The sequence below is a fragment of the Tunturibacter gelidoferens genome (genome assembly GCF_040358255.1).
GTDB classification, from domain to species: domain Bacteria; phylum Acidobacteriota; class Terriglobia; order Terriglobales; family Acidobacteriaceae; genus Edaphobacter; species Edaphobacter gelidiferens.
The window spans coordinates 4,659,282-4,680,872 of sequence record NZ_CP132938.1 but is presented as its reverse complement, the minus strand read 5'-3'; the positions used below and the strand labels follow the sequence as shown (position 1 = coordinate 4,680,872).

The 21,591-nt window shown below is 58.4% G+C and carries 20 protein-coding genes; 9 read left to right on the top strand and 11 right to left on the bottom strand.

All coding sequences use genetic code 11. The features are described from left to right. Nucleotides 1–29 precede the first annotated feature (29 nt). Entirely contained in the window at nucleotides 30–521 is a 492-nt protein-coding gene (locus RBB81_RS20200) for a RidA family protein (protein WP_183787618.1), read from the top strand. A gap of 155 nt (nucleotides 522–676) precedes the next feature. On the opposite strand, the gene RBB81_RS20195 is transcribed toward RBB81_RS20200, so the two are convergent. Further along, nucleotides 677–949, bottom strand: coding sequence for a hypothetical protein (locus RBB81_RS20195; RefSeq protein ID WP_179585018.1), 273 nt, complete (start codon nucleotides 947–949; stop codon nucleotides 677–679). A 173-nt stretch (nucleotides 950–1,122) separates the two neighbouring features. After that, a complete protein-coding gene (locus tag RBB81_RS20190; protein ID WP_353071875.1) occupies nucleotides 1,123–1,296 on the bottom strand; it encodes a hypothetical protein in 174 nt (57 codons plus the stop codon). Between the two features lie 158 nt (nucleotides 1,297–1,454). On the opposite strand from RBB81_RS20190, the gene RBB81_RS20185 reads away from it, so the two are divergent. Further along, nucleotides 1,455–1,835 (top strand): HesB/IscA family protein, encoded by a 381-nt coding sequence (locus tag RBB81_RS20185; RefSeq protein WP_179585014.1) that lies wholly within the window; start codon nucleotides 1,455–1,457, stop codon nucleotides 1,833–1,835. Nucleotides 1,836–2,041: 206 nt separating this feature from the next. On the opposite strand, the gene RBB81_RS20180 is transcribed toward RBB81_RS20185, so the two are convergent. Then, entirely contained in the window at nucleotides 2,042–2,983 is a 942-nt protein-coding gene (locus RBB81_RS20180; RefSeq protein ID WP_353071874.1) for a LysR family transcriptional regulator, read from the bottom strand. Nucleotides 2,984–3,084: 101 nt separating this feature from the next. Between RBB81_RS20180 and RBB81_RS20175 the strand changes: the two genes are divergently transcribed. Continuing rightward, nucleotides 3,085–3,951, top strand: coding sequence for an NmrA family NAD(P)-binding protein (locus RBB81_RS20175; RefSeq protein ID WP_353071873.1), 867 nt, complete (start codon nucleotides 3,085–3,087; stop codon nucleotides 3,949–3,951). A gap of 33 nt (nucleotides 3,952–3,984) precedes the next feature. Here RBB81_RS20175 and RBB81_RS20170 read toward each other — a convergent pair whose 3' ends face one another. The 5 genes from RBB81_RS20170 to RBB81_RS20150 form a co-directional block, all read right to left on the bottom strand. Beyond that, complete coding sequence (locus RBB81_RS20170; RefSeq protein WP_353071872.1) at nucleotides 3,985–6,651, bottom strand: ABC transporter permease; 2,667 nt, start codon at nucleotides 6,649–6,651, stop codon at nucleotides 3,985–3,987. A gap of 14 nt (nucleotides 6,652–6,665) precedes the next feature. Next, nucleotides 6,666–6,995: a PadR family transcriptional regulator gene (locus RBB81_RS20165; protein ID WP_353071871.1), complete on the bottom strand. Its 330-nt coding sequence runs from the start codon at nucleotides 6,993–6,995 to the stop codon at nucleotides 6,666–6,668. A gap of 123 nt (nucleotides 6,996–7,118) precedes the next feature. Further along, complete coding sequence (locus RBB81_RS20160) at nucleotides 7,119–7,835, bottom strand: hypothetical protein (RefSeq protein ID WP_353071870.1); 717 nt, start codon at nucleotides 7,833–7,835, stop codon at nucleotides 7,119–7,121. 164 nt (nucleotides 7,836–7,999) lie between these two features. Then, nucleotides 8,000–8,629, bottom strand: coding sequence for a PP2C family protein-serine/threonine phosphatase (locus RBB81_RS20155; protein ID WP_353071869.1), 630 nt, complete (start codon nucleotides 8,627–8,629; stop codon nucleotides 8,000–8,002). Nucleotides 8,630–8,688: 59 nt separating this feature from the next. After that, nucleotides 8,689–9,249, bottom strand: a complete 561-nt coding sequence (locus RBB81_RS20150; RefSeq protein WP_353071868.1) for a TetR/AcrR family transcriptional regulator — start codon at nucleotides 9,247–9,249, stop codon at nucleotides 8,689–8,691. Nucleotides 9,250–9,441: 192 nt separating this feature from the next. On the opposite strand from RBB81_RS20150, the gene RBB81_RS20145 reads away from it, so the two are divergent. Further along, nucleotides 9,442–9,987, top strand: a complete 546-nt coding sequence (locus tag RBB81_RS20145; RefSeq protein WP_353071867.1) for a carboxymuconolactone decarboxylase family protein — start codon at nucleotides 9,442–9,444, stop codon at nucleotides 9,985–9,987. Nucleotides 9,988–10,074: 87 nt separating this feature from the next. On the opposite strand, the gene RBB81_RS20140 is transcribed toward RBB81_RS20145, so the two are convergent. Beyond that, the gene (locus RBB81_RS20140) at nucleotides 10,075–11,724 is read right to left on the bottom strand and encodes a DHA2 family efflux MFS transporter permease subunit (RefSeq protein WP_353071866.1); all 1,650 of its coding nucleotides are present in this window, start codon (nucleotides 11,722–11,724) and stop codon (nucleotides 10,075–10,077) included. A 152-nt stretch (nucleotides 11,725–11,876) separates the two neighbouring features. Here RBB81_RS20140 and RBB81_RS20135 point away from each other — a divergent pair, with 152 nt between their 5' ends. Continuing rightward, on the top strand, nucleotides 11,877–12,467 hold the full coding sequence (locus RBB81_RS20135; protein WP_353071865.1) for a TetR/AcrR family transcriptional regulator: 591 nt from the start codon (nucleotides 11,877–11,879) through the stop codon (nucleotides 12,465–12,467). An 87-nt stretch (nucleotides 12,468–12,554) separates the two neighbouring features. Here the strand turns inward: RBB81_RS20135 and RBB81_RS20130 are convergent, their stop codons facing one another. After that, entirely contained in the window at nucleotides 12,555–15,863 is a 3,309-nt protein-coding gene (locus RBB81_RS20130; protein ID WP_353071864.1) for an FG-GAP-like repeat-containing protein, read from the bottom strand. A 272-nt stretch (nucleotides 15,864–16,135) separates the two neighbouring features. Between RBB81_RS20130 and RBB81_RS20125 the strand changes: the two genes are divergently transcribed. The 3 genes from RBB81_RS20125 to RBB81_RS20115 all read left to right on the top strand — a co-directional run bounded on the left by RBB81_RS20125 (nucleotide 16,136) and on the right by RBB81_RS20115 (nucleotide 18,858). Continuing rightward, nucleotides 16,136–17,335 (top strand): type II secretion system F family protein, encoded by a 1,200-nt coding sequence (locus RBB81_RS20125; RefSeq protein ID WP_353071863.1) that lies wholly within the window; start codon nucleotides 16,136–16,138, stop codon nucleotides 17,333–17,335. A gap of 85 nt (nucleotides 17,336–17,420) precedes the next feature. After that, on the top strand, nucleotides 17,421–18,119 hold the full coding sequence (locus RBB81_RS20120) for a DUF2306 domain-containing protein (protein ID WP_353071862.1): 699 nt from the start codon (nucleotides 17,421–17,423) through the stop codon (nucleotides 18,117–18,119). 73 nt (nucleotides 18,120–18,192) lie between these two features. Continuing rightward, on the top strand, nucleotides 18,193–18,858 hold the full coding sequence (locus RBB81_RS20115) for a DUF2959 family protein (RefSeq protein WP_353071861.1): 666 nt from the start codon (nucleotides 18,193–18,195) through the stop codon (nucleotides 18,856–18,858). Between the two features lie 207 nt (nucleotides 18,859–19,065). Here the strand turns inward: RBB81_RS20115 and RBB81_RS20110 are convergent, their stop codons facing one another. Next, the gene (locus RBB81_RS20110) at nucleotides 19,066–19,629 is read right to left on the bottom strand and encodes an HdeD family acid-resistance protein (protein ID WP_183787631.1); all 564 of its coding nucleotides are present in this window, start codon (nucleotides 19,627–19,629) and stop codon (nucleotides 19,066–19,068) included. A 227-nt stretch (nucleotides 19,630–19,856) separates the two neighbouring features. On the opposite strand from RBB81_RS20110, the gene RBB81_RS20105 reads away from it, so the two are divergent. Beyond that, nucleotides 19,857–21,491, top strand: a complete 1,635-nt coding sequence (locus tag RBB81_RS20105; RefSeq protein ID WP_179584986.1) for a GspE/PulE family protein — start codon at nucleotides 19,857–19,859, stop codon at nucleotides 21,489–21,491. Nucleotides 21,492–21,591: the final 100 nt, after the last annotated feature.

The following is a 21,591-nucleotide window of genomic DNA, read 5'->3' as shown; positions in this document are numbered from 1 at the left end:
TTTTTTCTGGAAAGCATAGGGAGTGATTGATGAAGATCAAGCTTGGTGTGATGGCAGCAGCGTTGATGGCTGTTGCGTGTGGAGTGCAGGGACAGGTTGTAGTGAAGCATCTGCAGCCGAATGAGAAGTCGCCTATCGCGAATGGTGTATGGGCGGGAGACACGCTTTATCTGAGCGGGCAGCTGGCTTCGCCTGTGACGCCTGCCGATGAGGCGAAGGGGACTGCTGCAGTTTATGGCGATACAAAGACGCAGGCGTTGAGCGCGTTGAATAAGATTCAGGCGCTGTTGAAAGAGCAAGGGCTGGATATGAAGGACGTCGTGAAGATGACGGTGTTTCTGGCGGGTGATCCGGAGAAGGGTGGCAAGCTGGATTTCCCGGGGCTTCAGGCGGCGTATACGCAGTTCTTTGGGACGAAGGATCAGCCGAATAAGCCGGCGAGGAGCGCGTTTCAAGTGGCGGCGCTGGCCGCTCCGTGGGCGCTGATTGAGATAGAAGTGATTGCGGTGAGAGGGAAGTAACGACACACGTCGGACGGCGGGAGGGTAGAGGCTTCTCTCAGGAAGACATTACACTCCCGTTGCGGTAGGGCGATTTTTCCAAGGCATAGAGCGCGGCGGGTAAGCATACGGCCGGCACGGTCTTTACGAGACGGCCGGCCCGTGTTTTCGAAGATCTACCTGAGATGCTGCCAGGCGTCGAAGGTGAAGATGCCGATGATGCCCGCGGTCATGACCGCAGCCGCAACACCAAAGACGCGGACGAACGGCGCGATCTTGGTTACTTTACGGACGATCTCGGTCTGTATCTGTTGTTCGTGAGTCGCGTTTTCACTGAGGAAGAGCTGGTCCTCTTCATAGCGGGTGAGCTGTCCCTTGTAGGCGAGTAGCGCGAGGAAACAGGCCGAAAATACCGCCCAGACGATTAGGAGAACAGGTAAAGCGCTCATAGCGGTTCCTCCGCCCTGTGACAGGGCCGACGTTTTTTCGGGCGGTCCGTGTGCCGATTCTTGCGAGTTATGTGTCTTTGGTAACGGGCCGTCCGTCGCAATGATACGCTTTGGGACTATTGATGGAACAGCGTTTTTCGAAGGGGAGACTAAGTTATAACGAGGCTGGAATGTTAGCGATGAGAGGCCCAGCGGATGGCCAGAAACGCAATGGTTGCAACGACGGCGAGCACCGTAGACAGCATGATGAAGATGAACCACGCTGCACGATTTGCGGCCCTGGGTGAGGGCTGGGTGATGCCCATGGTGTTGATGAAGGCGTTCGAGATGAAGAGGAGAAGCTTCACGTTATTTGGATGGAGGGGCAGGTGGAATGGTAGCAGGATTCTTAGGCAGGCTGCTGAATCGGACTGGGCTGCGGCGCATCCTATGGAATGAGCACTTGCCGGAGCAGAGGCAGGGGCATACACTTAAAGATGTCTGAATGAGACAAGGAGATTTGCCGATGTCGACTGCTACTGTTACCCCTGAAGTCGTTGTTGGAGCACCTGCTTCGACTACGCCTGTGACTTTGACTCCGGCCGCGATCAACAAGGTTCGGGAGATCATGGCGACGCAGACTCCGGTCCCGGCTGGGCTTCGGATCGGTGTGGTTGGTGGTGGATGTTCGGGTTTCCAGTACTCCATGTCGTTTGAAAATCAGAGCGGAATGATGGACAAGGTCTATAAGTTCGAGGATCTAAAGGTGTTTGTGGACGCGACCTCAGCTATGTACCTGCAGAATTGCACGGTGGACTATGTGGAGACGCTTGAGGCCGCCGGGTTCAAGTTCGAGAATGCCGCGGTGAAGAGCACCTGCGGTTGCGGATCGAGCTTCAGCGTTTAGTTTTTTGGGATTTGGTTTAGAAAAAAAGCCCCGGTGGTTGCCGGGGCTTTTTTGCGTCCTTTTGGGGCGTTTTTGGGGGTGGTTTTAGGAAAAGTGGTGGTTTGGACGCGGTGTTTTTGTGGTGAGATCGTGGTGTTTTGCGTGGTGGATGTGGTGGCTTGGCATCGGTTTGGCCGACAACGAAAAATGCGCCAACTTTTTCAGATTTATTTTTGAGGACGTGAGGGAGGGTTCGCGAGTTCGAGGACGAAGTCGAGGAAGGCGCGAAGTTTGGCGGGTGGAAGGTGGCGGGAGGGGTAAAGGGCGAAGAGGGGGAACTTTTCGTCGGGCCAATCGGGGAAGAGGTCGATGAGGTCGCCACGATCGAGTTCTGTCTGGACTGAGAGGGCGAGAACCTGGGCGATTCCTGCTCCGGCGACGCAGGCCCCGAGGAAGGTGTAGGGGTCGGAGAGCATGAGACGGCCTGAGGTCTTGATGGGGACGATCCTGCGGCCGCGATGGAACTCCCACTCGTAGGGCTGGTTGGTTCGTGGATCTCGGAATTGGAGGCAGTGGTGTTTTGCCAGATCGGTGGGCTTCTCTGGGCGTCCCTGCCTGGCGAGATACGATGGGGCCGCGACGGTGACGATGTGGGTTTCGAGGAGTTTGCGTGCGACGAGTGATGAGGAGGGCGGTTCGCCGAAGCGGACAGCCAGATCAAAGCCTTCGGAGACGAGGTCGCCCAACTCTGGGCGGGTGAGGAGTTCGAGCGAGACCTCGGGGTAGCGGTCGAGAAAGCCGCCCAGATGCGGGGCGAGGAGAAGGCTGGAGAAGAGCGGGTCCATGTTGACGCGGAGGCGGCCACGGACGGTGGCGGAAGATCCGGAGGCGAAGGTGACAGCGTCGGCGATGCCGGTGAGGAGAGGGCTGGTCTCTTCGTAGAGGCGGCGGCCTTCGGCGGTCAGGGTGAGGGAGCGGGTGGTGCGGTCGAGCAGACGAACGCCGACGCGGGATTCGAGGCGGGCGATGGAGCGACTGACGGCTGGCTGAGTGATGCCGAGAGCCTCAGCTGCGCGGATGAAACTACCCCCTTCGACAACTGCCATGAGCACACTGATGCCGCTTAGCAGGCGATCATTCGGAGCATTGGAGGGTGTCATTTTATTCATAACTGCTGGTAATGATTCTAGTTCTGTTTATGTATGAATAGTCATTTTGATTTTCCCATCCTATATGCGGATCTGATTTTGATTCCTCAAGGAGATTGACCATGTTTGCAGTGATGGGAGTAACGGGTAATGTCGGCGGTGAGATGGCAAGAACTCTGCTGGCTGCGAAGAAGTCTGTGCGTGCGATCGTGCGCGATGCCAAGAAGAGTGAGGAGTGGGCGAGGCTTGGATGCGAGATCGCGGTTGCTGATTTGAATGATGTGAAGTCACTGACTGCAGCGTTTCAGGGAGTTGATGGCGTGTTTACGATGCTGCCGCCGATATACGATCCGACGCCTGGTTTCGCAGAGCATATGGTGATGTCGAAGGTTTTGACGGAGGCGTTGAAGTCTGCGCGTCCGAAGAGGGTGGTACATCTTTCGACGATTGGAGCACAGGCGACTGAACAGAATCTGCTGTCACTGCATACGATTCTCGAGAGGATGCTGGGAGAGGTATCCCTGCCGATTACGATTCTGCGTCCGGGCTGGTTTATGGAGAACTCAGCGCATAATGTCGCGTCTGCTCGGGATACGGGTGTGGTTTATAGCTTTTTGGCTCCGGCTGATAAGGGGTTTCCGTTTATCGCGACCGCGGATATCGGGCAGCTTGGCGCTGAGTTGTTGCAGGAGACATGGACCGGACATCGGGTGGTGGAGTTGACTGGGCCGCGCCCTGTATCGCCGAATGACCTGGCTGCGGGATTTGCAAAGGTGCTGGGGCGTCCGATTGCGGTGGAGCTGGTTCCGCGTGAGGAGTGGGAGGCAGTGTCTCGTTCGCAGGGGATGAAGAATCCGACACCATGGATGCGAATGCTCGATGGATTCAATGAAGGCTGGATTGAATTTGAGAGACCCGCGGAGGTGCGGAAGGGCAAGGTTGAGTTGGAGACAGTTTTGAAGGGCCTGGTAGAAAAGGCTGCCGTATAAGACCGGAAGACTCACGGTCAGGGATTTGACCGCTTACTCGGTCCTCAGGGCTTGCATGGGATCGATCTTGAGAGCGCGAAGGGCGGGGATGGCGCATGCGGCGACGGCGGTGAGCAGAAGACTGACAATCATGGCGGCGAAGACGACGGGATCGTAGGGGCTGGTTCCGAAGAGGATGGACCGTATGAGCGTTCCGACCACTGCGCCGCCTGCGAGACCGATGAGGAGGCCGAGGAAGACGGGACGCAGGCCGTCTAGAAGAATGAGGCGCAGGACCTGGGAGCGCTGGGCGCCGAGGGCAACGCGGATGCCGATCTCCGTGATGCGCTGCGAGATGAGATACGAAAGGACGCCGTAGAGTCCGATGGCGGCGAGAAGCAGGGAGAGCAGTGCGAAGGCGAGTGTGAGAGTAGCGCTGAAGCTCTGGCTGGCGGTGGTCTTGCCGAGAATCTGTTGCATGGTGAGAACGTCGTAGACGGGAAGCGAAGGATCGAGCGCGGCCACTTGTTTCTGCACGGGAACAGAGACGAGAAGAGGATCACCTGCGGTGCGCACCATGATGGTGGCGCTGCTGACCTGGTTGGGAAGGCCGGAGAGGATAGGAAAGTACATGGTGGGTTTAATGGGCTGGGCGACGTCGTAGACGGTGTCGCCGACGACGCCGATGATCTCGTAGTTTTCCGGTTCTGGCGTGTCCCAGCTGACTCTGATGTGCCGGCCGATGGGGTTGTCGCTGGAGAAGTATTGGTCGGCGAGTTTTTTACTGACGACGAGGTAGTGATCGCGGGTGAGACGCTCCTGATCGGTGAAGACGCGGCCGCTGATTAGCGGGATCTGCATGACCTTGAAGTATTCGGGATCGGCGGAACGATAGATGGCGTCGTCCTGCAGGACGGAGGCGGCTGGCGGGTGCTCGGGGATGGTGAAGACGTCGTCGCCTTCGTAGCCTCCTCCGGGAGGAGTGGAGACAAGGGCTGCAGAGGTGACTCCGGGTAGGCGTCGCACTTTTTCGAGCAGAGACTCATGGAAGGCTACGACCTTTTCCCTGGTGTTGTACTGATTCTCCGGCAGGCCGTATTTGATGGTGAGGACGCGATCGGTGACACAGCCAAGGTCAGTGGTTCTGAGATGCATGAAGCTCTTGAAGAGGAGGGCGGCGGAGAAGAGCAGGATCACGGTGAGGGCGATCTCTACCGCGAGCAGAGTTTTGCGCATGGTTGCGCGTGAGGTGCTGCCACCGACGGATCGCGAGGACTCCTGAAGGACTCCGAAGGCCATCTTTCCGGTTGCTGAGATGGCGGGCAGCAGACCTGCCAACAACGCCGTTAAGACGACGAGACCCATGGAGAAGGCGAGGACGGGGACGTCCATCCGCACCACCTCGGCGCGGGGCAGCGCGTCCCAGTGCGTTGCGAGCCAGCGGGTTGTGAGAGCAGAGATTGCCAGTCCGAGTACACCTCCGGCGGTGCAGATCAACAGGCTTTCGGTCATCAGTTCGCGGATGAGGGTGAGACGTGTGCCGCCCAGGGCGCCGCGCACTGCGATCTCTTTGCGCCGGGCCGCGCTGCGTGCGACGAAGAGGTTGGAGACGTTGAGACAGGCGATGAGCAACATGCACCCGACGGCGCAAAAGAGGACGGTGAGTGGAGTCTTTATGTCGAGGACTACGTCGTCGATCATGGGCCGGGAGACGGCGCTTTCTGCGACGGGCTTCGACGCGTTGGCCAGATGCAGTTGGTACTGCAGAGCGCTGACTTGTGCGAGCGCCGATGTGGCGGTGACTCCAGGCTTGAGCCTGGCGATGACGAGGCTTTGATGATTGTCGTGCGCGTCGTATTGGCGTGCGGTGAGGGTTTGTGCGTAGGGCACCCAGACCTGGGTCTTCGAATCGGGATAGGTGAACGAGGCGGGGAGGACGCCGATGACCGTGTACGGATTGCTGTCGAGACGAACCTGTTTGCCTACGATGGAGGCGTCTCCGGCAAAGCGCCTTTGAAAGATGTTCCAGGTGAGCAGGACAACGTGGTTGGCACCGACCTGATCTTCTTCGGGGGTGAAGGAGCGGCCGTGGGCCATCTGAATACCGAGGAGAGGAAAGAGATTCCAGGAGCCGCCTGCGGCCTTGACGACCTCGGGTAGTTCGGCGTGTTCGCCGGCGAGATTGAAGCCATACTCGCGCCATGCGGCCATGTCCTGATAGCCGTTGGTGTGCGCACGCCAGTCGCGGAAGTCGCCGGGTGCGACGACGTTGAATCCATCGCCGAGCTGGTTGTCGTGAAAGTGCTCGTAGACCATGACGAGATTGTTGGGATCGTGGAAGGGCAGAGGCTTGAGCAGGACGGCGCGCACGATGGTGAACAGCGAGGTGGTGGCGCCGATGCCGAGGGCCATGACGAGGACGGCGACGATGGCGAAGCCGGGAGAGCGGACGAGGGTTCGGGCGCCGTATCGGACGTCGCGGGTGAACTTTTCCAGCCAGCTCCAACTCCAGGTGGAACGAGCCTGATCGTGAAGCAGGGTTGGATTGCCAAAGGTGCGCAAGGCGGCGGAGCGGGCCTGATCCGCCGCCATTCCGGCGGCTATGTTTTCGGCGATCTGCTGGTCGAGGTGAAACTGCATCTCCTGGTCGAGACGAGCTGTTTCGGAGCTGCGGCGGAAGAGCATCAACATGGCCATGCGGAGACGTTGGATCCAGCGCATTTGTACCTCCGTTGCTATACGTTCTCGACCACCAGGTTGATGGCGTTGGAGAGCCTGCTCCAGCTTTCCTTTTCACGCTCCAACTGGGCGCGTCCGGCGGCGGTGAGGGAGTAGAACTTGGCCTGACGGCCGGTTTCGGTCTCGGTCCATTTGGCGCGTATCCATGCCTGCTGCTCCAGGCGGTGGAGAGCGGGGTAGAGGGAGCCTTGTTGGACCTGGAGGACCTCGTTCGAGATCTGCTGGATGCGTTTGGCGATGGCCCAGCCGTGCATCGGCTCGAGGGCGATGGTTTTGAGGATGAGGAGGTCTAACGTGCCTTGCACGAGATCGCTTGGCTTACCCATACTATGACTATCTACACAAGGCTATTGTAGATAGTCAACAATTATTTTTTTTTGGGATGGTGCGCAGGCCGAAGCGCCGCCGGATAGGGTTCCGGCGTGTGTTGAGGTGAGTGATTTTGGCTGCTAGTGCGTATCCTGGGGGGCGAGCGTACCGTCCGACCAGTGGCCAACTCGGATGAGAAAGATGGTCATGCGGTCTTCGGGGACATTGCCGGCAATCGTGGGCACCCCGGCCAGATTCGCTCCCCAGCTTTGAGTTGCGTCGCCCGGGACATACCACATCATGTGCGGATGCCAGTGCGTGTCATCGTCGCTTAAATACTGCTGCTTTGACATCATGTAGCACATCGCATTCGGCTCCAGCGTGGGTAGTTCCTTTTTGTCGAGTGCCGCTTTGAGTGTCTGCGCAATCTCCATCTTTGATTTTCCTGCCAGCACCAGTTTGGTCTTCAACAGGACGATGGGCAGATAGGTCTTTGCGGCGGGCGCATTCAAGCAGTGAGGGGCTTGAACTTTGGGGTTCCAGAACTCCGGATCGTCCGTGGACTTGGCCCATGACCGCTCTACCAGACAGACGAAGCCATTGCTGCCCTTGACTGCGGTCGTGTAGCCCTGCTGCGAGAGCACAAGCACCTCCGCTCCGTCCGAGATGGATGCGGGGGCAGCACTGCGAGCGAGCTCGATCTCGGAGGTTTTCTCCGGGATGAGGTACTGATCGAGAGGAGCGGCGACGGGATAGGGAGCCGCCGGCGCCTGCGCTCGTGCCTGCCGGGTGGTGCCGGATGAGAGAAATTGCACAGTGACGAGTAATGCGATGAGACTGATCAGCTTCTTCGGCATGGAGTTCTCCAGTGCACGTATTTTCAGCTTCAGGCCCGCACATACCGGCCTCCGGTATGGCAAAACAGCTATGGTGCGGATAGTAGACCACGGAACCAACGTCGATCTACATAGTCTCTGACGCGAAGGCTCAGGGTTTGTGAGCCGCGCGAGTTCGCAAGTTTTCAGGCGACTGAGGGTACGAGTGGCGGCGCTTCGAGTACGGTGGTGGATTCGACTCCGGTGGCGAGGCGCGTGATCGTGAGGACGGTGAGGTCGTCTTCCTGACCGAAGTCTATGGCGGCCTCGGTGGCCTGCTTGGCGTCGGGACTGGTGGCGACGAGTTGCTGGAGGCGGTCGAAGCCGAAGAGTTCGCCATCGAGGTTGCGGGCTTCGAGGAGGCCGTCGGTGTAGAGGGTGAGGCGATCTCCGACTTCGAGTTGAATCGTTGTCTCTTCGTAGCTGGCTGACGGGACGAGGCCGAGAGTGAGCGCGGCGGGAAGATGAAGCTCGTTCTGGTTGAGATAAGGCGGAAGATGGCCGGCGTTGGCGAAGGTGCAGAGGCCATCGGGTTCGAGACGGAGGATGAGGCAGGTGACGAATCCGTTTTGCAGGCGGTTGTGCAGGCGGCGATTGAGACCGGAGAGGATGTCGGCTGGATCGGTGAACATCTCGGCGAGGGTGCGGGAGCCTTGCTGGGAGGCGATGCGGACGACGGAGATCATTTCGGTGAAGAAGGCAAAGAAGGCGACTAGCCATGTGGCGAAGCTATGGCGCTTTTTGAAGGCGAAGGGGATCAGGATCAGTGGGAACACTGGAGCTGGAGATCGTGCTGAAGACGCTGGTGGAACGCGCCGTTTCCTGAGAGGGCGAGTTACTCGTTGGTCAGGAGTGCGGGCAACTCGTCGAGAGCTCTGCGAAAGGCCTTGGTGTCGCCAAGGACCCGGCCAACGATGAGGGATCCTTCGATCTGGATGATTGCCTGCTCGGCTCTCTTGCGCGCCTCGGCGCTGGGCAGGCCACTTTCTTTTGCGATGTCGGTGAAGGCTTTGATCCAGGCCTGGAGTGCGCCTTTGAGAGCGTCAGTAAGCTCGGGGCTGCCGCCAGCGAGGGAGAGCACCTCGAAGGCGCAGGGGAGGGTGCCGTCGGCATAACAGGCTCGTAGCTGCTCGATGGCGGCGCGAAGTTTTTTTCGGGGATCTCCCGGCTCCTTGAGAGGCTCGAAGACATTCTGCCGCAGCCATGCGTGCGTTCCTTCGGCGACCGCCAACGCGATCTGCTCCTTTCCTCCGGGGAAGCGGTGGTACAGGCTTGCCTTTTCCAGTCCTGTCGCCTCCGAGAGGCGTGCGAGGCTGGTTCCCTCGAAGCCGTATGTGCGAAATACTCCTGCAGACCGGACGAGCAGCTCCTGATCGCTTACGGTGGAGTGTGCCATGTTGAATCTCCCTTCGCTTCGACCTTCTTCGTTCCCACTTCTTTAGAGTATCCCGATCGTTCGTTCGCTTCATTTTCGGTGCATTTGTAAATTTATAAAATTCTTTTGCAACTTTACCGATCGTTCGGTATCAAACGAGGTGAGTCAGAAGTTTAGGCTTGCAGTTCATTCGAACCAACGAGGAGAATTTCTATGTCGCGTCTTTCCGCTATCGATCCAAATGTTGCAACCGGTAAGGCAAAGGATCTGCTCACTGCTGTCCACGGTGCTCTCGGGATCGTGCCCAATATGACCAAGGTCATGGTGAACTCGCCTGCTGTTCTGGAGGGTTATCTGGGGTTGAGTGGTGCTTTGAGCCACGGTCTGCTGGATGCCAAGACTCGGGAGCAGCTTGCCCTGGTGACCGCGCAGGAAAACCATTGTGATTATTGCCTCTCGGCTCATTCGGCTATCGGGAAGATGGTTGGCCTGACGTCGGAGCAAATTGGCGAGGCCCGCAGCGGGCACGGTCAAGATGCGCGCGCTACCGCGGCGTTAACGTTTGCGCGTCGTGTTCTGGAGACTCGTGGAGAGATAAGCGATGAGGATCTTGCTGCGGTTCGCGTGGCCGGCTTCAATGATGGCGAGGTAGCCGAGATTATTGCTCACGTCGCGTTGAACGTGCTGACGAACTACTTCAACAATGCGGCGCAGGTCGAGATTGATTTTCCGAAGGTCTCGTTTGCCAAGGCAGGCTGACGATCGGTCGAGTTGGCGCAGCCCGCGTATCGGCAGAAGTTCTCCAGTGCGCGGGCTGCATAGTTCTGGCCCGTGCTCCGCGAAAGCTTAGTGGCCTTCTGGAGCTTTGGCGGGTGCTTTGAAGCTTTTGGTGAGCAGGACCAGTGGGGCTGCGATGAGGGTGATGACGCCGATGATGTGGAAGCAGTCCATGAAGGCGAGGAGCTGGGTTTGGGCGTGGAGCTGGTCGTAGACGCGTCCGTAGGCTGCGGTGACGGCGTCGGCTGCTGACATGCCGTGGGATTGCAGGTAGGCGGCAGTCTGGTGGATGTTCTGCTGGAGGGCGCCGTTCGAGGCTGCGATGTTTGAGCCTACGCGCTCCTGATGGAAGTTCTGGCGGCGTTCGGACATGGTGGTGATGAAGGCGATGCCGAAGCTGCCGCCCCAGTTGCGGAAGAAGTTGGTGAGGGATGAGGCTTTGTTGTTCTGTGCCGGGCTGAGCTGCGAGTAGGCGATGACGGACAGTGGCACGAAGAAGAAGCCGTAGCCGAGGCCCTGGAGCGCGCGGGCGAGGGCGTAGTGCTTGTAGTCGGTGTCGAGGTTGAAGTGGCTGTAGTGGAGGAAGGACATGCCGACGATCATGACTGCGCCGAAGAGCAGGATTCGTGGCTTGACGATTCCGCGTTGGACCAGCTGGGCGCCTACGGGGGCGAGGAAGGTGATGACCAGTGCGCCGGGCCCAAGGACGAGGCCGGCGTCGATGGCGCGGTAGCCGTAGAGGGACTGGAGGAGCTGCGGGATCATCGTGGTAGAGGCGAAGAGGCCGAAGCCGAAGACGAAGTAGAAGAGGTTGGCGAGGGCGAAGTTCCGGACCTTGAGGAGGCGGAAGTCGATGATGGGGTCGGGAACGTGAAGCTCCCAGAAGACGGCTGCGGTGAGGCACCCAACTCCAATGACGAACATCCAGATGATGAAGCGGGAGCCGAACCAGTCGTCGATCTGACCGCGGTCGAGGAGGACTTCGAGGGCTGCGGAGCCGAGGCCAACGAGGGCGATGCCGATGCCGTCGACGCGGAGCTTGCCGTTGACGCGGACGGTTTTGCGCTCTTCGGCAAAGGCAGGGGGGTCATGGACGAAGCGGTTGGTGAGGAAGAGGGAGAGGATTCCGACGGGGATATTGATGAAGAAGACCCAGCGCCAGTTGTAGTTGTCGGTGATCCAGCCGCCGAGGACGGGGCCGATGGCGGGGGCAGTGACGATGGCTACGGTGTAGAGGGCGAAGGCGGAGGCGCGTTTGGCGGGAGGGAAGGCGTCTACGAGGATGGCCTGCTCGACCGGGGCGAGGCCGCCGCCTCCGATGCCCTGCAGGACGCGCGAGAGAAGCATGATGCCGAGGGTGGGGGCGATTCCGCAGAAGAAGGATGTGATGGTGAAGAGCGTGACGCAGGCCATGTAGTAGGTCTTGCGGCCGAAGACGCGGGAGAGCCAGGCGGACATGGGCAGGACGACGGCGTTGGCGACGAGGTAGGTGGTGAGGATCCAGGTGACTTCGTCGTAGGAGCGGCCGAGACCGCCGGCGATGTAAGGGAGCGAGACGTTGGCGATGGAGGTGTCGAGCAGCTCCATGAAGGTGGCCAGGGTGACGGTGAGGGCGACGACCCAGGGGTTAATGACGGGGCGGGTAGGGGGGGCTTGAGCAACTTTTTTAGGCTTTGGCGGGGCGACCTGGACTGGTTCAATGAGGGTGGCGGTGGCCATGGATGTGTCGATCTCCTCCCGAACCGCTGATAGGGCCTCTCAAAAAAGAGACTGAACGGTTTCTTTAAGCATCTGATTCAGGAGAAGAGCCGTACGATGCGTTTTCTTGCTGCTGTAGGATTTCGGAGCAGGTATGCGGCGAGGGTAAAGGTATGGGAAAAGGTGAGTTGACGCGGCAGAGAATCATCGAGGAGGCGGCTCCGATCTTCAATCAGAGGGGTTTTGCGGGGTGCTCGATGCAGGACGTGCTGGATGCGACGGGGTTGGAGAAGGGCGGGGTCTATCGCCACTTTGAGAGCAAGGAGGAGCTTGCGGCGGAGGCGTTTCGGTACGCATGGGCTCGGGTGGCGAAGGCGAGGCGGGAGGGTCAGGATGCCATTCCGGGGGCGGTGGAGAAGCTGAAGTACTCGGTGAGGCGGTTTGCGGAGACTCCGGGGATCTTTCCGGGGGGGTGTCCGTTGATGAATACGGCGATCGATGCAGATGATGGGAATCCGTTGCTGCGCAGTCTGGTGTGCGCGGCGATGAAGGAGTGGAAGGCGCGGCTTGCGAGCATTGTGGAGGAAGGGATCGCGGGTGGGGAGATTCGGGGAGAGGTAGAGCCGCGGCGGGTTGCGAACACGATTATTGCGACGCTGGAGGGAGCGCTGATGATCAGCCGGCTGGAGGGGAATCGGACTGCGGTGCAGGATGCGCGGGAGTCGCTCGAGATGATGTTGGGCGGGATCGAGGCTGCTTCGTAGGGCAGTTCGAGACAAGAAAAATCCCCGGTGATCCCGGGGATTTTTTATGGGTTGATTTTTAGGAACGATTCTTTTCTGCGCGACCGATCACTGCACGGTCACTTGAAAGTTGATTGCGTGTGAGAGGTTGCCAGAGGAGTCTGCGGTGGTTACGGTGATGGTCTGGGCACCGGCTGGGGTGCCCGGATTGGTGACGGGGTTGGAAGGCGAGGAAGAGCTGCAGCCAGAGAAAGTAAACAGGCCTGCAGCTAGTAAGAGTGTGAACAACATTGCGCGCGCGAAGCGACGGTTGAGTCCGCGGGTGCGGCGGGGAGAGAAGGCCAGAAAGAGAAGGCTGGCCCACGCAACACCTTGCAGCGGAACGGAGAGTCTGCGCAGGAAGGCGGTGGTTGGCGCGGTGGTTGTGATGGTGAGGGTTGAAGTTGCCGCGCCACTCGATGGGGTTACAGAGGAGGGGGCGAAGGTGCAGCCGACGCCGGTGGGCAGCGTGCCGCAGGAGAATTTCACCGTGCCGGTGTAGCCACCCACAGGGGTGACGGTGAGAGTGGTGGTGGCAGACTGTCCGGCCTTGATCGTTGCGGAGGACGGGGAAGCGGTGATGGTGTAGTCCGGCGCGGCGACCGTGACTGTGACTGGTGTGGAGGCGCTGCCGAGGTTGGCAACGTCGCCGGCGTAGGTTGCTGTGACGGCAAAACTGCCGGTGGCAGTGAAGGCGAAGGGTAGCGTCGCCACTCCGTTGATGAGTGAGGCGGTGCCGAGCGTTGCGGTTGACGAGGCGAATGTAACTTTACCGGTTGGGTTGAGACCAGTGACCGACGCCGTGAAGGTGAGTTGCTGGTTAGTTCCGGCGCTGCCTGCAGAGACGGAGAGGGTGGTGGTGGAATTTACGGGAGCGACGACGATCGAGACTGCGTTGGAGGAGCTTGGAGTATTGTTGGCATCTCCGGGGTAGTTGGCGATGACGGGATAGGTGCCGGCCGCCGCGAAGGAAGTGGCGAGAGCGGCGGTGCCGTTGGTGATAGCTGCTGTTCCGAGTGCTTTGCCGTTGGTGATGAAGGAGACTGTGCCGGTGGTTGGGCTGGCTCCGGTGACCGTTGCTGTGAGGGTGAGCTGCTGGCCGGGCGCTGCGTTGGTTGAGGAGGCCCCGAGCGTGGTCTTCGAGGGAAGAGGAGCCGGAGCGGTTGGAGCGGGGTTGAGCTGGTTAAGGAGAGATATGGTTGCACCACCTGCTGTGTAGACGTAGTCGAGCGTATGATCGCCTGGCAGACTGTGCGCTTGAGCATTAAGTCGAGCCAGCATCGAGAAGCCTGTACTAATTAGAGGATAGGTATTCTCAAGAACGAAGCTACCTGTACCGTCTCCTAAAAACACCGCAAGAACTCCAGGCTGCCCATAAGGAAAAGATTGCAGGAGCAGATCCGGGTGGCCATCTGCGTTGACATCCCCAATTGACGCTAACGGGGAGGCGCCATAAGGAAAGGTGCCCGTGAGGTCGGGAGTGTAAAACGGTGTTGTCTGAAATGTCCCATCCCCATTTCCAGCATATAAGCTAACACCGGTAGGGCCGCTATTGTAGACCACCAGATCCGGTTTTCCGTCGCCATTCAAATCGCTGAGAGAGATGGCGTTTCCGGCGATGCTTAGAGGTTGGCGGTTGAAGGTGCCATCGCCATTGCCCAGGAGAGTGGAGTTGTCCCAGATGATATCGAGGATGCCGTCTCCGTTCAGGTCGGCTATGAGTATTGGTGAAACGAGGGAGTTCGGTATTTGTTGCGCTAGTTCGACCGGAGCGGCGAAATTTCCGGCTCCATTGCCTGCAAGATAGTAGAGAGTCTCATAGGGATAGGCTCTTGAAGAAGGGGTGGTATAGACGATGTCTAGATTTCCGTCGCCGTTGAAGTCTCCTACGACGGTAGCTCCTACCCCAGGAACGGGTATCTGTAACTCATTGACGATGGGCTGGAAGGTACCGTTTCCGTTCCCCGCCAGAAATTCTACCTGGGCATTGCCACTAGGTGTTACGCCCGGAAAGAAGAGGACATCTTCCTTCCCATCTCCGTTGAAGTCCCCTACCGTAGTTGGGCCAGCGAAAGGATTGGGGGAAACTTGAGTTCGGCTTACCACAGTAAAGCTGCCATCGCCGCGTCCTAGAGCTACGATCAAGTTGCCGGACTCGTCGGTGGAAAGCACATCTGTGAGTCCGTCGGCGTTTAGATCAGCCACCGCTTGGTAGTTCGAGCCCAGCAACGTAGCTCTGGGGCCCTGAAAGGTGCCGTTGCCGTTTCCTGCAAGGACGATGGACTCGACATTGGATTGGAAGTAAAGGTTGGTAATTCCATTATCAGCTGTCTCAGGTATGGCAAAGTTGGAGACGCCGTAGCTCTCCCCAAGAGTCAGACCTCCAGCCCCGTCGTTGAGGGCAATAGTCGTCACGTTGCCAATGAGAGCGAGATTTGTAATGTTGCTGGCATTCGTATTCTGGAAGGGAACGATGTATAGGTACTTTACTGTTGGGTCGAGCGCCAGGCTGCTTCCGTTCGTCAACGTTCCACTTGAGTCGCCAAGCAAGACCTGGAGCGATGACGTCGGGGTCTGAGGATTCGGTCCAAGGTAGGCAACGTCGGTCAACCCGTCGCGGTTGAAATCCCCGACGACAAAAGCTGTCCCTGTGCTCGCCGTAGTGAGTTGTGGCGTGTTCAGCGTTCCATCACCGTTTCCGTAATAGATCGCAATTTGCGTGTAGCCTGCGATGATGTCCTGCTTGCCATCGCCATTGAAGTCACCAGCGTCGATGGTAGACAGAGATACACCTGACGGCGCGGGATAGAGCTTAGGCGAAGAGAGCGATCCTGGTTTGCCGACGCCCTGATTGAGAAGTACGCCCACATTCACCGTATCTGCGACAACGGCGATATCGAGGTAACCGTCTCCGTTTAGATCGACTGCGGTGATTCCGCTAAGCGCGCTCGAAGGGACCGGGTAGTAGGACGCTGTTTGAAAGGTACCGTCCCCATTCCCTAGCATTACACCGACGTACGCACCTGAACATGAAAAGGCAAGGTCAATCTTGTTGTCATTGTTCAAATCCGTTGCCAAAACGAATTGCGGGGAGCATGACAGTGGGATGCTTGTAAGAGTTGGAGATGACGCCGGGCCGTTGTTCAGTCTTAGGCCCATCGCGTTGATACCGTTTGGAGTGGCCTCATCAATTCGTCCATCGCCATTGAAGTCTCCGAATGCGCCGGTGGCTGTTGGGAAGAGAGCGAAGTTGTACGGAAGCGTTGGGTAGATGGGTTTTTGAGTCTGAGCGAAGGCGGGGAGGGTGAGAAGGGTGATCAGGAAGGCGAGGAGCGATCGGGCTCCGGAGGGGGTCTTGAACCAAGAGGTCGCAGTCATTTGTGGCATGTCCTTCAAAAGGTGCTCAGCGGGAACAGGTTTGTGAATCTCGTACCGTGCTTGTATGCGCGAGTCGGTGCCACCAGCGAATCTCACCGGAGGTGACCCGGAATGTCACACCAGATCATACAAGAGCGCAGTTGCCTGGTCGTAGAGGATCTTGTGACCTGTTTGGGGGATGGAGAAGGTGTGTCATTCTGAGACGCGTTTTGGTTGTGGGAACGTCTAAGATGGACGAGTAACTTTGAGCGGAGACGGGTGCCGTAGGGTCTATGACTGAGTTTGTAATCAAGCTGGCGGATGAGCGTGGACGGGTGATGGAGCAGAGCCATGCGGCGGCTACAGCGGAGGAGCTGAAGGCGCGGTTTACGCAGGCGGGGTACTTCGTCTATTCGGTCAAGGCGAAGAGTGCGCTGGGGGCGAGCAAGAAGAAGGTAAAGCTCGAGACGTTTCTGGTCTTCAATCAACAGTTTCTGACGTTGATCAAGGCGGGTTTGCCGATTCTTGGATCGCTGGAGCTGCTGGGGAAGAGGCAGAAGATTCCGCACTTTCGCGCGCAGCTGGAGGACGTGGCGTCGCGGGTGAAGACGGGAGAGTCGATCTCGCAGGCGTTTGAGGCGCAGGGCGGATTTCCGATTGTGTACACGACGACGCTGCTGGCGGGAGAGCGGTCGGGAAATCTGGAAGAGGTGCTGCAGCGGTTTCTGGACTTTCAGCGTGTATCGCTGACGTTCAGAAAGAAGCTGAAGGCTAGTCTGATCTATCCGGCGCTGCTGGTGGTGATGGTGATTGGGCTTTTCATCTTTCTGATCACGTTTGTGGTGCCACGGTTTGCACAGTTGTATGACCAGCTGGGGACGAAGCTGCCGGCGTTGACTACGTTTCTGTTGGATTTGGGGCGTGAGGCGCAGTCTTACGGAATCTACGTGGCTGTAGTGGTGGGTGTGGTTGGGTTTTTGCTTTACCGCTGGTCGAAGACAGATGCGGGTGCGAGACTGATCGATAAGATTCGGATCAAGCTGCCGGTGTTTGGCAGTGTCTGGCTGAAGTACCAGGTCGGATTGTTTTCGCGGACGCTGTCGACGCTGCTGACGGGCGGATTGCCGCTGGTGCCGTCGCTTGAGACTGCGGCGAAGTCGATCGATTCACGGGAGATTGCGAGCGCGGTCTATAAGTCGGTGGAGACGGTTCGCGAGGGGAAGGGCTTGTCGGTGAGCTTGCAGGCGACGAAGGTGTTTCCGGAGCTGGCGATCGAGATGATAGAGGTGGGCGAGTCGACTGGCGCGCTACCGCAGATGCTGAATTCGGTGGCGGAGTTTTTCGAGGAGGATGTGCAGACCAATCTTACCGCCGCGATGAGTTTGATCGAGCCGCTGATCCTGATCATGATGGGGCTGGTGGTGACGACGATTCTGATTGCGCTCTATCTGCCGATCTTTAGCTTGAGCGCGGGCGGTTCGGGCGGTCAGTAGGGAACGGCGGGCTTCTTCTTTGCGTACCTCGGGTATCCTCGCGCGTCTGAGCGGATTGCGCTTGGCCTCGCAGCAGGGAGGGCGTATGGATGCGAAGGCTCCGGCACGGGGAATCGAGATGCGGGAAGGCTCCTCCCGTGTTGTCTGCCCTAAGTATCCTGGGTGGCTGAAGGTGGGCTTTTGGATCTGCGTCGTGATCGCGGTTGCGGTGGTGTTGCGTCGAGTCGCGGTGCTTGCTCATCCCACGCAGGGCGGGTCTGGTGGATCGTCGCCGACGGCGGGGCTTGATGCGGTGTTTGCGTCGCATGAAGCTTTGACGCTTGCTCATATTCTTCCGGCGATGGCGTTTGTGCTACTGAGTCCGTTTGTGCTGTTGCAACGATCCAGGGCGATGCGGGCGGAGCGGGTGTTCTTCCTGCTGGGAGCCTGGGTGGGAGTTACCGCGTATGCCATGAGCGCTCATCCGGTTGGAGGGTGGGTGGAGCGGTCGGCTGTTCTGTTGTTCAATAGCCTCTTCTTGTTTTCGCTAGTGCGGGCCTTTGTGGCTGCGCGGCGGGGTGAGGCGGTTGAAAAGATGCGCTGGATGTTGCGGTCGGTTGCGATTCTTCTTGGTATCGCAACCACGCGGCCGGTGATGGGTGTGTTCTTTGCTACGAGCCGGTTGACGCATCTTGAGCCGGCGCAGTTCTTCGGCGTTGCGTTCTGGATCGGATTTTCGATCAACACGATTGCTATTGAACTCTGGCTGCGTTCGAGGGGAGACCGGCTTCCTGTTGTGGGTTAGGGCGCATTCAGGCCAGGGTCTTTGAGAGAGAGGTTACAATTCGTCAAGCTCTGGCGGGGTGAAGGAGTTGACTGTGATCTCTCGGCGTTGGGTGTTGCGATGCGTGATGGCGGTGGCTCCGCTGATGGTGCTGGCTGGGTGTACCAGCTCCTACTACAAGGCGATGAAGACGTTTGGTAAGGAGAAGCGGGACATTCTGGTGTCGCGGGTGAAGGACTCGAAGAAGGACCAGCAGCAGGCGAAGGAGCAGATCAAAACGACGATGGAGTCGTTTCAGGAGCTGACTGGATTCCAGGGTGGGTCGCTGGAGAAGAACTACAAAAAATTAAACGGAGAGTACGAGAAGGCTGCGGATAGTGCGCAGAAGCTTCATAACCGCATCGACTCGATCGATCAGGTGTCGAACGATCTCTTCAAGGAGTGGCAGAAAGAGATTGACGGGATGGAGAACAAGAAGCTGAAGGCGCAGTCTGCGGTGATGCTGCGGCAGTCGCGGTTAAGTGAGGCGGGATACATCAAGTCGATGCGGCAGACTGAGGCGCGGATGACACCGGTCATCACGGCGTTTCGCGATCAGGTGACGTTTCTAAAGCATAATTTGAATGCGCGGGCGATTGGATCGTTGAAGGGAACCTCGGCGCAGATGTCGACCGATGTGGATGTGCTGATGGTGAGCCTGGATGCGTCGATCGCGCAGGCCGATGCTTTGATTGCTTCTTTGAATACGGATCAGCCTTAGAAGATCTGTCCTGCCGGACGGGCCCACTGCGCGTGGGGCGGGCGTTCGCACGCCCTTTTACTGCTTCGCGTGGTCTTCACGTTGGTCGGAGGAAAGATGGCGCCGACCAGCGGGAGGCTCTATGCTGCTGGCTTAGCCAAGACCGGTATACGCGTCACGAAGTGACCGCCCCACGCGCAGTGGGCCCGTCCGGCAGGACATTGCCTATCAGAGACTCTGCTTGAGCACGCGCTTGGCGGCGAGCGAGAGCATGAGGCGGGAGAAGCCGCTGAACATCATGCTGATACCGACGAGCGTTCCGATGACCCAGACCGTGCTCGCAGGCCACGAGCGCCAAATCATAATGGCCAGGATGAGAGTGATGACACCGTCGAACAAGAGCCAGCTCGCTCCGTGGCGGGGACGAAGCTGGAAGGATTGGATAATCTCCACGATTCCTTCGAAGACCAGATAGACGGCAAGGATCAGCGTCAGGACGATGAGGGCATCGAGCGGGTGCAGCAGGAGATAGACGCCCGTGAAGAGGTAGATGGCGCCGACGAGCAGCTCCCAGAGCACGCCGCCGGTGGTGTGGGTCTTGAAGGCGAAGACGAAGTGTGTGATTCCACTGATGATCATCGCCCAGGCAAAGATGAGTGTGACCGCGAGGCCCGAGAACGGCGGGACGAGAATAGCGAAGAGGCCAGCCAGGATGAGCAGAATGCTGAGGGCTATGGACCAGTTGATGGCTTTGGGGGCGAGCGCGGCTAAGGTGGGTGGGTAGGTGCTCATGGTGGGGTCCTCCAAAAGACGTAGGTCTGTGAGACTAAACGGGGTTGCGCGGAGGATACCATAAGAGGTGATTCTGCTGAATAATAGAAGATTGGACGGATGTTTCGTCTCCTGCGGATTTCGGCTTTTTCTTATGATCGGATTCGCGCAAGAAAGATCGTTTGAACACACTGTGAATGACGCGAAGGTGTGAGTGACGGTTTGGTTGGAACAGGAGTCTTACGAATATGGCAATGGCACCGTTGGCAATACCGATTAATGAGGCAGGAATGGGCGAGGTGGAGCGCGCGCAGTCGCTGGCGCGACGCTATCGTGCTGATTTCGTAGACCTGAAGAACTTCAAGATCTCGCATGAGTTGTTCAAGAGCGTGCCGGTGGACATGATGTTCCGGTACAACTTCGTGCCGCTGGAGCAGATGGAGGGCAAGCTTGCGATTGCGGTCTCTGATCCTTCGAAGCTGATGGTGCTGGACGAGATCTCGGGGTTGCTGGGACAGCGGCTGGTGACGCGGGTGGCGACACTGAGCCAGATCACCGAACTGCTGAAGAAGACCGAGCAGAGCCAGCGTGTGCTCGATGAGGCGAGTGAGGGTCTTGCGTTCGATGTGCTGCACGGCGATGAGAACCAGGACTCGAATATTTCGATTGAGCGGCTGACGAGCGAAGACGATATCTCGCCGATTATCCGGCTGGTGGACACGACGATCTTTACGGCGCTGGAGCGACGCGCTTCGGATATTCATCTCGAGACCTTCGATGATTCGCTGCTGGTGAAGTACCGCATCGACGGCGTGCTGCAGCAGGCGATGGCTCCGATTGCGCGGGAACATCACCAGACGATTCTTTCGCGTATCAAGGTCATGAGCGAGCTGGATATTGCAGAGCGGCGCGTGCCGCAGGACGGTCGCTTCCGCGTGCGGTACAAGGGCAGGCTGATCGACTTCCGTGTGTCGATTATGCCGACGGTGCATGGCGAGAATGCCGTGCTTCGTGTGCTCGACAAAGAGTCGATGTCGGAGAAGTTCAAGTCGCTATCGCTGGATGTGGTGGGGTTTGCGGCGAAGGATCTGGAGAGATTTCGGCGGTACATCAAAGAGCCTTATGGCATGGTGCTGGTGACCGGGCCGACGGGTTCGGGTAAGACGACGACTCTTTACGCAGCGTTGAACGAGATTAAATCCGAAGAAGATAAGATCATCACGATTGAAGATCCGGTTGAGTATCAGATTCGCGGCATCACGCAGATTCCGGTGAATGAAAAGAAGGGGCTGACGTTTGCGCGAGGGCTGCGGTCGATTCTGCGACATGACCCGGACAAGATCCTGGTCGGAGAGATCCGCGATGCGGAGACGGCGCAGATTGCGATCAACTCGGCACTGACGGGCCATCTTGTGTTTACGACGGTGCACGCGAATAACGTGGTCGATGTGCTGGGGCGGTTTTTGAATATGGGCGTTGAGCCTTACAACTTTGTTTCGGCGCTGAACTGCATTCTGGCGCAGCGGCTGGTGCGGCAGGTTTGTGAATTTTGTGTGAGAGATGTGCACTATAGCGACGCAGAGTTGTTGGCGAGCGGTCTGGATCTGCACGAGTGGCGCGGGTTCAACTTTCGTGAGGGGCCCGGATGTATTGAGTGCGGCGGGACGGGGTATCGTGGACGGTCGGCCATTCACGAACTGCTGGAGCTGGACGATGAGATTCGCGAGATGTTGCTGGCGAAGAAGCCGGGCAGCGAGATTCGTAAGAAGGCCAAGCAGAAGGGAATGGCTTTTCTGAGGGATTCGGCGTTGGAGAGAGTAAGGGATGGGATTACGACGCTGAAAGAGATCAATAAGGTTACATTTATCGAGGCTGGACGGTAAGGTGACGAATGGAAACACTCCATTCCTAAGTTCACGGCTTTTTGGTTGGACGTGCTTTCTGCTGGCACTCCTTGCGGTTCTTACCATGCCTCGTAGCATT